Below are 14,839 nucleotides of genomic sequence, written 5' to 3'. Positions count from 1 at the left end.
GCTAAGAATGGACGTATTAAAGTGTCTACAGATTTGCAACTAAGGAAAGTAAGATTATAGTTTATATGAATATCACATGAAATGAACTAGTTTGTCCCTACTTCTGTTCTAACTGCTTTTTCAAAAATACGATGTCGCATAATCGTGTATCCCAACTAATATCATGCTTTTCAAAAATCTCATTTTTGTCAGAGGTGTTATGATAAGTACCTGCACCCATTTGCGGTTTAGCTATAAGTTTACCAGTGACAATATCTTGCCACGATTGAATAAACAAATTTAAAATCGACTTCTGCAGTATCGCGTATGATGATGCTAGTGTCTCTTTTTGTAAATTAAAGTCAAGTTCACATTGTACCAAAATATCACCAGTATCCAGCTTATCATCAACTAGATGAATAGTTACGCCCTTTGGCGTATTATCGTAAAAGCTCCAAAAATTTGGATCTGCACCTTTGTTCCAAGGTAAATAACTAATGTGTAAGTTAATTATTTTACCAAAATACTCAGCAACAATATCTGGTCCAATAATATGGCGATAACCATGACTAACGATAAAATCAGGCTCGATTTGGATTACTTTTTCAATGCTTATAGCAGTGGATGTAAAAAGCAACTCGTAATCGAAATGCTTTAACCATTGATACACCGCAGTTTTCTCAGTGCCTAAAAAGAGTACTTTCAACCTATCGCTTCCATTACCTTATTATATATCCGCTCAACCCCTTTGGCGTCACAAATTTTTAGGCCATTAAACTTCAAATCATCATATTTTTCAATCAGCTCAGATACCGCGAAAGGAAGTTTATCTTCTATTTGTTCAAGTTTAATTTGAATCGCAATGTTCTCTAAAACAAGGGCATCACAAATATCGCGCTGATTATCAGCAATGGGCAAGATTATGCTTGGTAACCCGATACAAGCACGCTCCCAACATGAAGATCCCGCGGCACCTATTGCAACATCGTGTTCTGTCATAATTTCTGCCATATTATCAATATGGTCAAAATGTTTAATAAACTTAGGGTATCTGTTTACAAACTCTTTAACCAATTGATAGTTTATTGCACTAGGTCTCAATAAGACTGTAGCCTGAAAATTAATGCGAGCTGTAACCAAGGTTTGTAATACACGCAATGTACCGTTAGGCTCATCACTTGCACCAAAACTAATTAGCACTCTGAGAAAACCATCAAGTGAAGATTTAGTTACAGTGTTACGGTAATTTAGCAGCTTTTGATTGATTATTGCGTATCTTGTGCCCGTTAAGATACAGCTGCTGTCAGAGTCGGAATAAGCGGCAGGTGTGCAATTAAGAGTTTGGTCAATTACCACATCGGCAACATGTCGTCTTTTTAAATCATCGATTGCAACCACTTTACAATTAAAATGCTGCTGCACTTGTGACTGCCATTTATAATCAAGGGCATAATTATCAACAATTACTATATCAGCCTGCAGGTTATATGAACAAAACTGTTTAGCATCTTGTTGCCAACTTACCCCTATCCAGCTTTCGTATGAAGAAAGCAACTGAGAAGATGATGGCTCTTGATTGTGCAGTGTAACCACCTCAAAATCAAGACTCATTAAAAAGGGAGTTAAATTGCCGGGCAAATCTCTGCATACAAATACGATCGTGTGACCATGCTCACGAAAGCAACGTGCTAAATTAAGACAGCGCATAACATGCCCCGCCCCAATTTGACTTGATGAGTCAACTCTAATCGCTATGTGCATCTATTTTTGCTTATTTGGGTATGCATCGTCGATTTGTTTATATAGTAAGCTGATACCTACACGCTCATCTACATCTGTTCTCAATTCGCGCGCGGAGTGAGTAGAGATATCTGTTGCTAACATCGAATAAAGCGGATTCCATGTAAACATTCTACTATGATCAAATTTGTAACTATACAGCCCTTCACAGTGGCTATATTTATTCTTGTAAGGATAGGGAGGTAAAAAGTCCTGAATAATAATATACCCTCCATTTTCCAACACTTGGTCAACCTTTGCTGCAATGGTAAATAAATCTTCCCTATCACATAAGTAAAGGCAAAAACCAAGAATCACTAAGTCAAAACTATCTTTTTCGAAATAAATTGAATCAGCAGTTGCTACAGACAAATGTAAATGTGGATAATTTTGTTTACCAGTTTCAATTGCGGAAGATGACGGGTCTACGCCGTACCCATCCGAACCGAGTTCCTTGAACAAAGAATGAAGCCTTAAACCATTTGCACAACCAATTTCAAGTACGCGTTTAGGAGACAGCTCTTGCGCTTTGATAAAATCAATAACCTTATCTTTTCTGCTTTCAGAGTAAACTTGTTTATTCCGTTCAAACCACCTATCCCCTTCAGAAGAAAGGAAGATATGTCGCTGCTCTATTTTTTTCATGTGCTTTACTCTTTCCAAACTTCTGACTCATCTACAGTATCAGTTTTATAAGGATTAATTAAAAATTCCTCTTTTATATTTTCAATATAGTCAATTGCAATTTTAGCTGCTTTAACATAGTGAGTGAGAGACTCTTGTTCATCATTTGAAGAGTATAATATATGCAGAAGCACAGAGTGAGAGTGCAATAAACTCCCTCTTAACAAGTCATCAAACACACTAAATTTGCTACCACTAAAACTCTTTAGTCTATCTAGTTGAGAATCTAATATTTCAATTGTTTCGTCAATGCTTTTTGGCTCAGCAGAAAGCTGTTCTATAAAAAGATCACATAAATCTATAAAGTGATGCTTATTCTCTAATATCACTTCATCAAAAAAGTCTAATGTTGAATCTATTGAGTTAATAAAAAGATTATTGCTTATTAAATCGATTAATGATCTCTTATTTAAAGTTTCCGCGAATGTTAAATCATAGGAGTGTTTTGGTGGTGCACCTAAAATACCTGCCCCATTACTGCAGTTAATTACATCTAAATGAGGTTTATCAGCAAGGAATTTTTCGATAACTCTGCGCGAGTAATTATATATTGAGTCAGTTTTCACTTCTTCTACAAAGTTACCTTTAACGGAAATATAATTATCAACTTTATATAAATTTCTATCTTTTTCTTCATCATTTTGATTATAATAAACGCTTTTCACGGAGTGGTGTTTATTTCCTATAAACCCCATATCAACGCCAAATAAAAATACTCTATTCAACCCCATGCTTTCGCAAAATGTTAATGCACAATTCGTTACTGTTGGGTTACAGTGTGTTAGAACAGCATACTCACTTTGTATAATACCTGGGTTTTGCTGATGTAGCGTGCTTCCTGCTTCACCCAATTTTATAGCTTGAACAGAATAATCAAACAACTCGAATACACTTGGGTGAACAGTATTCAAGGCAAGTAAAGTGATCCCGTTAAAATAACTCTTATCATCTATAACATCTAAAACAGTTCTTGTTATTAAACAACGTTCCATTTCACAGTGATAATCTGGCTTTATTCCGTACTTATACAATGCACCTATAGCAGTTCCGCAACTTATAATAATCGACTTGTCTTTATTTTTCTTTAAAAAATCGATATCTTCATCTAGAGAGGGACCGTTAGCAACTACAAAAACAGGTATGTTGGCTAGCATATCTAACTTTTTATTTTTTAAAAGCTTGATTTTATTTTTCAAATTATTCTGAAAATGTCCAATACTCATTAATGCATCATCAAAGAATCCTAGGCCTAACAAGTTCAAATCAAAACTTTTCGACACTTCAGATACTGATTCAAGTAAATCCTTTTCAAAGTAATGTACATATATATAACTTCTGGCAGAATGAAAACGACCAATTTTAAGAAACAAGCCAGATAACTCCTGAGCAAGATCAGAGTTTGATTCAGGCTTACCTAAACTGAAGTGTAACTGAGCGCCATCCATGTCCAATTTATTCAAAATATCATTCCAATCACTCAAATAAAGACTCAAATAAAACAAGTCTAGACTAGGCTCATATATGAACATATTTTTAATTTTGTGGTTCTGCACAACTTGATGTATGTGACAACCGGCACCAACACCAAAAAATAGCATCGATGATATAGTCGAAGGCAATTTATCGTTACTACTCTGGATTGAATTAAAAAAGCTTGTTAATTTAGTTAAATGCTTGGTGTGAATAAACCTCTCAACATTTTCTTCTCTTTCGCTAAATGCTTGTTGAAATAATTGTGGATCTTGATAAAAACGTTTACATTGCAAAAATGAGCTTTTGAAAACATTTTCTTTGTAAAGACTCTTGCATTCTTTTGTATCTAAAATATTCAGATGGTCGTTATCAAAAGTGAGCTCATACCTACTCAAATTATAGTTTTTAAAACTTTTGTAAATATCTGGATAAAATTTTGCAAAGGCAGCCATGTTAGCTAAAAACCTTTTTTCCATATCAAAATCAGGTTCCACAAATGTTTCTGAGAACTGCTTTAACTCTCTATCAAAAGCAACTTTTCTGGAAAGTTTACTCTGTAAACTCTCTAAAAATTTTATTTGTTCATTAATCTCTCGTTCTAAATTATCAGCCATGGATGATCACCTACCTTTAATTTCTAAATACTTTGCCGAGGCATGTTTATTTTTTTTTATTTCTTTAATCTTATCCGCAACTTCCAATTTAATTTTTAATAAGGACTTATTGGTTGCTGCATCCTCTTTGGCAATATCACTTAATATTCTAGACAGCCTATTTTTATCGGGAGTGCTTATTCTATTTAAATCCATGCTATTAATCTCTTCAAGAATACTATTGCGAAGAGACAAAATTATTAAATGATTTTCTATATCCCTGTTCAAAACGTGATTCTTTAGCGTTTCGGTAAGTTGAATCAATTTATTTAACTTGTCGTTTAATGCATCATTGCACATATTACGTGTTACTTTTAGCTAATAACTCAAAACCTACAGCTTTGTCTTCATTACTTATATTGTCCCAAGCTTCTTTTATTGGATAAAATAGGTTATGTATTTCGTCTAAAATTTCTATAGAGCTTTCAACATTCGCATCTGTTAGTCTAATCGTTATGTAGTTATACAAATCATTTAGATTATTAGCTATTTCCAAGTCACTTTTCATATTCAGGCCACCTTGTAACCCCCCTACAATTTTCACTGCTTTACTTATACTTTCACTCTTTGCAGCAATATCTTTCCTAGTAATTGCGGCTTTCGCTTGATAAATTTGAGTCATAAATTCACGCATTAAAACTTGTATGACTTGATGAGGGTCTGCGTCTAATAAAGTCAGCTCTTTTTGTGCTTTTTGATACTGAGTTATCTTTTTGTTCATTTTAAACCTTAACTGTCTGTAGATAAATTTGTGAGTATACTAGAAATATAAGACCCAGAGGTTTGATACTGAGCAATAATACTATCTAACGCTGCATACTGGCTTCGTAATGACGCCTCTAAATTTTCTAGCCTGTTATTCAACTTGTCACGATCCGTTTCTATTGTTTCTAGTGACTCATTAAGCGACTCTTCTCTTTTAATCAACGACCCACCAGTGCCGGTATATAAATCAATCAAATCTCCAACCTGATTAACAAGCCCGTCATCATCACTAAAAAAGCTTTGAAACGCAGATAAATTTGAACTGATTGCCGTGTTTAATGTTTCCTCTCCACTAGGTAATGAGCCAATACCCATTGAAGAAACTTCAAGCTCCCCATCCCTATTGAATGAAAACCCTAACTCTAACAAAGATTGAATTTGAGTTTGACCGCCAAGGTCATTAGTAAATAATCTTTGCAATTGTTGTTCCACATTTCTAACAGTACTATCTGATGCTAATAATCCACTGCTAGGGTTGGATAAGGTATCTAATTGCCCCTGAAGCTCATTATATGCGTCAACAAATTGCTGAACATTTTCATTTATCACGTCACTATCTACTTCAACTTTAAACTCTTGCGGCTCAGTTGTAACTTTATTTAATGTTAAGGTTGCACCCTGTATTTTATTGTCAAGCACATTAGTAGAAGAGGAAACAGCCTGATTATTAATGTTTACTTGGGCGTTTTGAGCATTTTGGGTTACAGTCATTCCGGATACACTACTTGGGGAGTTTGTAGCAATTGAAGCTAATGAGTCGTCATCTGTCGTAACCGTTAATGTATTACCGTCACCAGATATTGTCGAATCGTAGGTAAAAACGGCACCTGCATCACTATTTACTATATTTGCGCTTATGCCGAAGTTTTCTGCTGCTTGGTTTATTTTACCTCGGATATCTTCTAAAGTGTCACTAGCTCCCACAGCTACAGTAAACTCATTATCTCCAGCTTTGAACGTCAAATTTCCGGCACCTACTGTATCTGTTGCTTCACCTAATGAAGATGACTGTAACTTTGAACCTTTTGCCAGCTGAAGTACCTCAACAGTAAAATCACCAGTTTGCAAAGAGCTATCAACCTCGACTGAAAATGCTTGCTCATCATCTTCCAAGCTATTGCTGAAATTAATATTTCTGGAGTTGTAAGTTTCATCATCTCCTAATTTAGCCAGTGCTTCGTTAAATGTATCCAATGCAGCTTTAAAAGTACCAACTCCCGATAATTCAGTCGTGTAGTTTATTTCACGCTCATTAATTTGATTTTCTTTAACACTGCGCTCAGCATTAAGTGTCGCAGTTATTATCGACTCTAGGTCTAATCCAGAGCCAACACCCGCTGAAGTTATACTAGCCATACACTATTCCTCAAATTTTTTGATCAAAAAAAACACCAAGGGGCTGTCCAAATATCTGTTCTTGCAGTTCATCTATTTTGCCAGCCAATTTTAATACTTCCTCACTTGGTATTTGCCTAATAACCTCATCTGTTTCAGTATCTGTAACAACAACGACTGAAGAGTTTGTCTGCTCATCAATATGAAATTTAAACTGTTTTGAGTTTAGTTGCGCTAAAGATTCTAGCTTTTCAACAGAATCTTGCAAACTTTGCTCCACTTCACTAACTTGACCTATTTTATTAATCTGCTTTGCTTCATCATTCACCGAGTTTTGTTGATTCATGGCTTTAGCAATTACTTCTTGCTCAGACTCTTTTATAGGCATAGTAGCAAAGCTGTCTTTATTGAGGTTAGTATTTATATTATCCATTTTGACACCTCTAAAACAAAAAAGGACCTGTACACCAGTAAAACCAGCACACAAGTCCTTCTAATTTTAGTTTAAAATTTATAAATTATAAAAGAGAAAGCGCAATCTGTGGTTGCTGGTTAGCTTGAGCTAACATTGAGCTTGATGCTTGTTGCAGAACCTGATTACGAGCAAGTGCTGCACTTTCCGCAGCAAAATCAGCGTCCATTATACGTGATTTAGAAGCCGATACATTCTCTGATACGTTTTCTAAATTACGTATCGTTGAACTAAAGCGGTTCTGCTTCGCACCCAAGTCAGCACGAACACCATTTACTGTTGAAAGAGCATTGTCTATTGCTGTTATTGCTGCCTGAGCATCAGCAGCTGTAGTTATAGAAATAGCATCAACAGTTAGACCTGACGTTCCCATACTTGTTGCAATTGATAATCCAATTGTTTGGTTGGCATCTGCCCCTACTTGGTAATCTGCGGTATAAGTGCCAGCAAGTAACTTTTCACCACCGAATGTAGTATCGTCAGCTATACGATCAATTTCACTTTTCAATTCTGTGAACTCTTTATTAAGAGCCGCTCTATCAGAGGCTGAATTAGAACCATTTGCTGATTGAATAGATAATACGCGCATGCGTTGTAGCATGTTTGTAGTTTCATCTAAGGCCCCTTCTGCTGTTTGAGCAACAGAGATACCATCGTTGGCATTACGGGCAGCCTGATCAAGGCCATTAGTTTGCGCTTGTAAACGAGTACTAATTTGCATACCAGCAGCATCATCAGCTGCACTATTAATTCTTAGGCCAGATGACAAACGTTGGAATGATGTTGACAAATCGTTTGATGAATTTGATAGGTTACGCTGTGAGTTGATAGACATTACATTTGTATTAACACTTAAAGCCATAATAGCCTCCTAATAATTTAACTAGATGGGAACCTGGCTTTACAGATTGTAATTTAGCTCAATGATTCCTGCCTGCAGTTAAGTTATCGGCGCTTAATTGTGATACTTTAACTTTTTTTTATAATTTTTATTTTATACTAAATTTCAATCAGTTAGGAACCAGAGCGTTACTCTGGCTCCTAACTGATTATATTACGTAGTTGTCAAAAATTATTGTAATAATGAAAGCGCAATTTGAGGTTGTTGGTTAGCTTGTGCAAGCATAGAGCTCGAAGCTTGTTGTAGTACTTGGTTGCGCGCTAAATTAGCACTCTCCTGCGCAAAATCTGCATCCATAATACGAGATTTCGACGCCGACACATTTTCAGCGACATTCTCTAAATTACGAATAGTTGAACTAAAACGGTTTTGTTTTGCACCTAAATCAGCCCTAACCTCATTTACAGTAGATAATGCGTCATCGATAGCAGTGATTGCTGCCTGTGCTTCTGATGCTGTATCTATATCTATGCCACTTAAAGCTAAACCCGTTTGATTCATATTAGTCGGAATACTAACACCAATTGTTTGGTTAGCATCAGCACCCACCTGAAAATCAACATCGTAGCTACCATCTAAAACTTTAACACCACCGAATGTTGTATCACTTGCAATACGATCTATTTCGGATTTCAACTCAACAAACTCTTTATTCAGCGCTGCTCTGTCAGATGCTGAATTTGACCCGTTAGCCGATTGAATTGAAAGAACACGCATACGTTGAAGCATATTCGTTGTTTCATCAAGCGCCCCTTCAGCCGTTTGTGATATTGAAATACCATCATTAGCGTTACGTGCACCTTGGTTAAGCCCATTAACTTGTGACTGTAAGCGGGTGCCAATTTGAAGACCTGCCGCATCATCTTTAGCGCTATTAACCCTTAGTCCGGAAGATAAACGTTCAAATGAAGTGCTTAGATCATTTGTTGAATTACTTAAATTACGCTGAGAGTTAAGCGACGAAACGTTTGTATTTACTGTTAATGCCATTTTACCATCTCCTAGGTTTAAACAGAGTGTGGTTCAACACGTTTTAACAGGAACCACTATTCGATAATTTCTAATTATTAGAAAAGCATTTACTGTGCCAACTTTCAAATAAATATAACCACATGTTTTTAAAGTATTTTCAATCAAAATATTAAACGTTAATAATAAGTTATCTGGTTATCTGGAGTGACGACAATTTATTGCCGCTATTTTGAGGGAGGTTTTTGCCGCTTTGTATTAACTAAAGCGGCAAGGTATTTCTGCTTATAATCTGTTTATAAGTAATCAAATAAAGAAAGGTTTGTTAAACGGCCAAACGTGGCTTGTGACGCTTGCAGTGCGGTTTCTTGTTTAGTGAGTTCACTAATGGCTTCTGCCATGTCTACCTCTACTAAATCAGAGAGGTTACTTTTGTTTTGAATGTCTTGCGCAAGATTTGAGTCACTCACGCTATCAACCGCATTCATCCGCCCGCCTAAGCTCGCTTGCGTATACACAACTTGCTCACTTGCATTTTGAAGCTGTACTACACCATCGGCTAATACTTGCTGAAAATCATCGTTTTCAAGTGTGCCATCATTTAACCCCGTAATGAGCGATTGTAATGTATTAAGCACGTTTTCTTTGTGCGGCTTTTCGAGGGTAAAATCAAGCTGGCCTGGTGCTGCGCCTTCAAATTCGATTTTCATGCCTGCAAAATCGATTGGCTCATCCGTTACCTCACCTACTTGTGCGGGGCTCAGCGACACACCGTCGCGCAAAATTTCATAAGTATCAGGGTCGGTGGCGGTAGCGCCTGGTGTTATTACCACATTATACGTGTTCGCTGTTGCCGCTGCGGTTGGATCAGCATTGTAGTTATCTTGATGGAAACGGTCGAACTCTGTTTGGCCATCTACATAAACCGTCCCTGCAGTAATATTATTTGCAGGCGTAGTTACCGGAATCGCAGCTTGATTATCAGTAACATCTAACCTTGCGTCGCTTTTCTCAAATGTATCAAAACCGTTATCGCTTGATTTAATACTTACCCCTTCAGCAATGGTTATTACATGCTGGCCTTGATCCCCATTATAGGTGTACTCACCTGTTCTAGAGTCAAACTGGTATGGTTGAGTGCTGTCTTGGTAACCTGAAAAAATAAATTTACCGTCTTCTGAGCGGGTATTCATTAAACTCAAAATAGTTTGTTGTAATTCTTCTAACTCTTTGCCAATAGATGCTTTGTCGCTCGTACTGAGGGCACCGTTACCCGCTTGGATTGCCAGTGTTTGTGCTTTTTGAATTGCATCAGTTATGCTGCTTAATACAACTTCTTCTGTATTAAGACGGTTATTCAACTGGTCAATATTTTTAGCGTGCTGCTCATTTGTTTGTATTTTATTTGAGTAAAGCATCCCTTGCGAAATAACAGCAGGTGCTTCTGAGGTAGTTAAATACTTCTGCCCTGTCGTTACTTGCTCTTGTGCATTAGCAACACTTTGTTGGCTATCGAGTATTTTATTAATGTTGTTTTGGTACATTAAGTTATTTGATAAACGCATAATTACCTCGCTGCACTTAATAAGGTGTCAAAAACTTCTTGGGCCGCAGCTAGTACTTGAGCTGATGCTGAATATGATTGCTGAAAACGCAGTAAATTGGCAGCCTCTTCATCTAGGTTTACACCTGAGAGCGACTCATACCACGCTTCTGATTGCTGGGCTAACGCATCAAATGCGCTGGCACTGGTAATGGCTTGACCGGTTACTACGCCAATATCACTCACTAAACCTGAATAAGCTTGGTTAAACGTTTCGTGATTGTCGGCGCTGGCTGTTGTCACTACATTTTTACGCACTAATTCGCCATTTTGTAAATCAGCGAGTTTTAAACCATTGCGGTTATCATCAAAGCCGCCTTCGTTAAATTCAAGGGTGAAAGTGTCTCCAGTGGCTGGCGTGCCTTCAATGTCAAAGTCAAAGCCATAGTTGCTATAAGGTGCACCAGCCTGAGCCAGCACGCCCTCTGCTGGAGGCGTTACTGTAAACGTCGTGGTGCCATTTGCATCTGTAATTTGATATTCGTTTGCAGTGCCTGTTTTAACTAACGTGATATCGCCATTGGCTAAACCAGGGGTAGTGTTAAAGCCACCCGAGGTAACACTTGTTACTTCTCCGGCTGAAATAGTCGCTGTACCTACATTATCTATGCTGTTAGCTGTACGAATAGGCGATGCCAGTGCTAAGTCTTCACCGCGGCTTGTCGCAAGGGAAATACTGGTTGCCGCCTCTGAGTTAAGTTTAATTTGAAACTGATCACCTGTATTACCAGTACCTGCTACATCAATTTGTAAACCAAACGACTCCCCACTCGTAATGTCGTCTGAGTCAATAACTCCAGATGGCGGTATCGTCGCTAAAGAGGCGCTGCCTATCGGCTCCCCTTTATTATCTATAGGCTGAATGCTCACTTCATTTGCATTAGCGGTATAAGTAACAATAAAGTCGCTGGCAGGCAGTTCACTGCCTTTACCAGCCTCAAGCGTGGCAGTTAAACTGGCGCCGCCGGTATTAGCTTGGTATGCATAAGCACCCACGGTAGGTATATTAAATATATCACCGCCTAGCTCGCCGTTAGCATCCATACCCAATTTATTTTGCTCGTTGAACGCATCAGCAATTGCCAATCCCATTTGGCCAATTTGGTTTTGTGCAGGCACGAGTATGTCGTCTCTAAAAGCCAACAAGCCGCCAATTTTGCCTTTTAATTTAGTTGCATCTATTTCTAGCGGCACAGCTTTGCCGCCATTAACGTCAAGCGTCAATTCTTTAAAATTAGGATCGGGGTCACCCGACAGTGAAAACAAGTTAAATGTACCGTTTTCCATAACTAAAGATTCACCGCTGCCCATAAAGACGAGTTTTTCGCCATTAGGGCCATCAAGTGTTTCTATATCAACAAGCTCTGATAATTCACGAATCGCTAAGTCGCGCTGGTTATAAATAGAGCTTGCGTCAGAGGCGTTATTTGTGCCATTTACGACTGCAATTTCTTGGTTTAACGTATTTATATTTTGGATGAGTGAGTTGGCTTCTTCAGAAAAAATCTCAAGCTGCTCATTTACTATACCTTGTTGCTCAAGCACGATACCCGAAAGCCTATCCATTTGATCAACTAAACTTTGCGCATCGGTCATTACTAATGAGCGAGCAACTGTTGAAGACGGCTGGTTTAGCGCCTCTTGCACGTTATTAAATAATGAATTTATACCCGTTGATAAGTTATTAGACTCTTCTGAAAAAATAGTATCAACACGGTTGGCTTCTGTTACAAATTGATCAAAAAACGATTTATTTGAGGTGTCGCGGTTTAACTGCGACTGGGCAAACTCGTTCAATAACCTGTATGTTTCGCCGCGACCTACTTGGTTATCAACCATAGTGGTAAATTCAGTGCGCTCACGTACGTAGCCTTCTGTATTTACATTGGTGATGTTTTTACTGGTCGTTTGCAACAGCTCAGAGCTTGAACGCACCCCAGCACTGGCAATATTTAATAAACTAAACGACATATTACTTCACTCCTTGGGTAAACGCGCTTGTTGCAATATTTTTAAGCTCACTGCTATTTAGCACTTTTTTTATTTTACTCGCGTAATTAGGATCGGTTGCATAGCCTGCTTTTTGTAGCGAATCTAAAAATTCGTTTGGCTGTGCTGTTTTTTGTAATGCTTCTTCGTAGCGTGGGTTTTGCGTTAAAAAATCGACAAAGTCGTTCACGCTTTCTTTTATAGAATCGTAAGCTCTAAAACTTGCTTGCTTTTTAACAGGGGTACCTTGCTCAAATTCAAGCGTTACTTTACTTGCTTTATCGCCTTCCCAGCTTTTATCTGATTTAATATTGAACAGGTTATTTGAGCTATTCCCGTCGCTTTTATTAATAATATGCTTACCCCAACCAGTCTCAAGTGCCGCTTGGGCCACCATTACTGCAGGGTTTAAACCAATTTTTTCGGCCGCTGTTTTAGCATGCTCCCACACTGCACTAACAAACTCTTCAGCATTATTAAACGACGACTGCTGTGTAGGCTGTGTTGTGGTTTTAGTTTGTGTTGCCGCACTGCTGACTGCTGAGTCATCTTTATTTGCTTGCTTTACACTGTGCACCTTTTCATGAGGCAGTTCAGAGCCTGCGCGTTTATCACTGATAAAGTCGTTGGTTGTTCTTAACACTGAGCCAGGCATAAAGTTTTCAGCCTCTGGAGAGAGCTGCTGCACAATTAAATCAGCCAAGCCCAAAGACCCATTTGATGAAAGCTCAGAAGAGAGCTGCTGATCGTGCATTTCTTCAAAAAACTTTACACCGCTTGAGTTAAACGGGCTGTCTTCATCTTCAAATGCTTCGTTGGCTTTACGCATCCCTTTTAGAAGCATTTGTGTAAAAATAGCTTCAAATTGTGCCGCTGCTTTTTTTAGCGCCGCTTTAGAGGCATCAGTAGATGCATCACCGCTATTTAAAGCGTCTTGACGTAAAGTATTAAGATTACTTAAATCAAAAAAGTTTTGCTTATCGAGGTGATTTGTTTCCATCAGCTTTTTGACACAAAAATGAATAATGCTTTAAGAAATGCAAAAATTAAGCCAAAGAAAGGTAAACAGTAAAAAGCTTAAGTACCTTTTGAGTACTTAAGCTTTATGTAGAAGGGTAAATATTCTTAAAAATAATTAAATAACAACAAGCTGTCCGTTAATTGCACCCGCTTCTTTAAGCGCTTCTAAAATAGCCATTAGGTCTCCAGGTGCTGCGCCTACTTCATTTATAGCACGCACTAAGTCATCTAAGCTAACGCCGGGGTTAAATACAAACGCACGAGAATCATCTTGATTAACGTCAATAATACTTTGCTGTGTAACAACAGTTTCGCCTTCTGCTAACGGATTAGGCTGCGTTACATTTTGCTGTTCAGCAATTGTGACTGTTAGGCCGCCATGGGTTATTGCCGCAGGCTGTAGCTTCACATTTTTGCCAATGACAATCGTTCCCGTACGTGAATTAACAATAATCTTGGCTGAGGTATCAGCAGGCTTAAACTCTAGGTTTTCAAGCGTTGATAAATAAGACACTCGTTGCGATGCATCACGTGGCGCAATAACGCGTACTGAGGCAGCGTCAATAGCTTGTGCACTATTAGGGCCTACCAAATTGTTAATTGTTGCTTCTAAACGTTTTGCCGTTGTAAAGTCAGGGCGGTTTAAGTTAAAAGTAATGTAGTCGCCTTGCATAAAAGGGCTTTTAACTTCGCGCTCAACAGTGGCTCCGTTAGGTACGCGGCCAACCGTCGGGGTGTTAATGACCACTTTACTGCCATCTAGCCCTTGTGCTCCTAAACCACCCACAATTAGGCTACCTTGTGCTATAGCGTATACGTTTCCATCCACCCCTTTTAAGAAAGTTTGTAACAAGGTGCCGCCACGTAAACTGCCTGCACTGCCAATAGAAGATACCGTAATATCAATTGTTTGACCCGGCTTTCTAAACGGCGGAAGCTCAGCGTGGACTGCCACTGCTGCTACGTTTTTAATTTTAGGGCTTTGTGTTGAAGGCAGCGTAATACCAAAACTGTTTAGCATGCCTCTAAAACTTTGTTGTGTGTAAGAGTTTTGCTCCCCTGTACCAGGTAGCCCCACCACTAAACCATAGCCTACCAATTGGTTAGCACGTACACCTTCAACCATAGAGACATCTTTTATACGCTCGGCGCTGGCAGAAAATTGCCAGCCTAGCAGTATGATCAAAATAAACGCTTTAATGCTATTCATACTACTA

At 38.3% G+C, this 14,839-nt stretch carries 14 protein-coding genes; all 14 read right to left on the bottom strand.

Annotated elements, in window-relative coordinates:
• Positions 1–97: 97 nt before the first annotated feature.
• On the bottom strand, positions 98–685 hold the full coding sequence (locus AN395_RS10595; protein ID WP_054982985.1) for a formyltransferase family protein: 588 nt from the start codon (positions 683–685) through the stop codon (positions 98–100).
• Positions 682–1,740 carry a UDP-2,4-diacetamido-2,4,6-trideoxy-beta-L-altropyranose hydrolase gene (pseG, locus tag AN395_RS10590; RefSeq protein ID WP_054982984.1) on the bottom strand — a complete coding sequence of 353 codons (1,059 nt, stop codon included), beginning with the start codon at positions 1,738–1,740 and terminating at the stop codon, positions 682–684. The genes AN395_RS10595 and pseG overlap by 4 nt, the downstream gene beginning before the upstream one ends.
• The gene (locus AN395_RS10585; protein WP_054982983.1) at positions 1,741–2,403 is read right to left on the bottom strand and encodes a bifunctional 2-polyprenyl-6-hydroxyphenol methylase/3-demethylubiquinol 3-O-methyltransferase UbiG; all 663 of its coding nucleotides are present in this window, start codon (positions 2,401–2,403) and stop codon (positions 1,741–1,743) included.
• Positions 2,404–2,408: 5 nt separating this feature from the next.
• Positions 2,409–4,529: a 6-hydroxymethylpterin diphosphokinase MptE-like protein gene (locus AN395_RS10580; RefSeq protein WP_054982982.1), complete on the bottom strand. Its 2,121-nt coding sequence runs from the start codon at positions 4,527–4,529 to the stop codon at positions 2,409–2,411.
• A gap of 6 nt (positions 4,530–4,535) precedes the next feature.
• Complete coding sequence (locus tag AN395_RS10575; RefSeq protein WP_054982981.1) at positions 4,536–4,868, bottom strand: hypothetical protein; 333 nt, start codon at positions 4,866–4,868, stop codon at positions 4,536–4,538.
• A gap of 1 nt (position 4,869) precedes the next feature.
• Positions 4,870–5,289, bottom strand: coding sequence for a flagellar export chaperone FliS (fliS, locus tag AN395_RS10570; RefSeq protein WP_054982980.1), 420 nt, complete (start codon positions 5,287–5,289; stop codon positions 4,870–4,872).
• 8 nt (positions 5,290–5,297) lie between these two features.
• Positions 5,298–6,689, bottom strand: coding sequence for a flagellar filament capping protein FliD (fliD, locus tag AN395_RS10565; RefSeq protein ID WP_054982979.1), 1,392 nt, complete (start codon positions 6,687–6,689; stop codon positions 5,298–5,300).
• Between the two features lie 10 nt (positions 6,690–6,699).
• The gene (locus AN395_RS10560) at positions 6,700–7,101 is read right to left on the bottom strand and encodes a flagellar protein FlaG (protein WP_054982978.1); all 402 of its coding nucleotides are present in this window, start codon (positions 7,099–7,101) and stop codon (positions 6,700–6,702) included.
• Between the two features lie 85 nt (positions 7,102–7,186).
• Positions 7,187–8,002 carry a flagellin gene (locus tag AN395_RS10555; protein ID WP_054982977.1) on the bottom strand — a complete coding sequence of 272 codons (816 nt, stop codon included), beginning with the start codon at positions 8,000–8,002 and terminating at the stop codon, positions 7,187–7,189.
• Between the two features lie 210 nt (positions 8,003–8,212).
• Positions 8,213–9,031: a flagellin domain-containing protein gene (locus AN395_RS10550; RefSeq protein ID WP_054982976.1), complete on the bottom strand. Its 819-nt coding sequence runs from the start codon at positions 9,029–9,031 to the stop codon at positions 8,213–8,215.
• A 275-nt stretch (positions 9,032–9,306) separates the two neighbouring features.
• Positions 9,307–10,575: a flagellar hook-associated protein FlgL gene (gene flgL, locus AN395_RS10545; protein ID WP_054982975.1), complete on the bottom strand. Its 1,269-nt coding sequence runs from the start codon at positions 10,573–10,575 to the stop codon at positions 9,307–9,309.
• A gap of 2 nt (positions 10,576–10,577) precedes the next feature.
• Positions 10,578–12,584, bottom strand: a complete 2,007-nt coding sequence (gene flgK / locus AN395_RS10540; RefSeq protein WP_054982974.1) for a flagellar hook-associated protein FlgK — start codon at positions 12,582–12,584, stop codon at positions 10,578–10,580.
• A gap of 1 nt (position 12,585) precedes the next feature.
• Entirely contained in the window at positions 12,586–13,602 is a 1,017-nt protein-coding gene (flgJ, locus tag AN395_RS10535) for a flagellar assembly peptidoglycan hydrolase FlgJ (protein ID WP_054982973.1), read from the bottom strand.
• A gap of 135 nt (positions 13,603–13,737) precedes the next feature.
• The gene (locus AN395_RS10530; RefSeq protein WP_004588022.1) at positions 13,738–14,832 is read right to left on the bottom strand and encodes a flagellar basal body P-ring protein FlgI; all 1,095 of its coding nucleotides are present in this window, start codon (positions 14,830–14,832) and stop codon (positions 13,738–13,740) included.
• Positions 14,833–14,839: the final 7 nt, after the last annotated feature.

This window comes from Pseudoalteromonas sp. P1-30 (genome assembly GCF_001400005.1).
Classification (GTDB): Bacteria; Pseudomonadota; Gammaproteobacteria; order Enterobacterales; family Alteromonadaceae; genus Pseudoalteromonas; species Pseudoalteromonas atlantica.
This window is presented reverse-complemented; position numbering and strand designations above follow the sequence as displayed.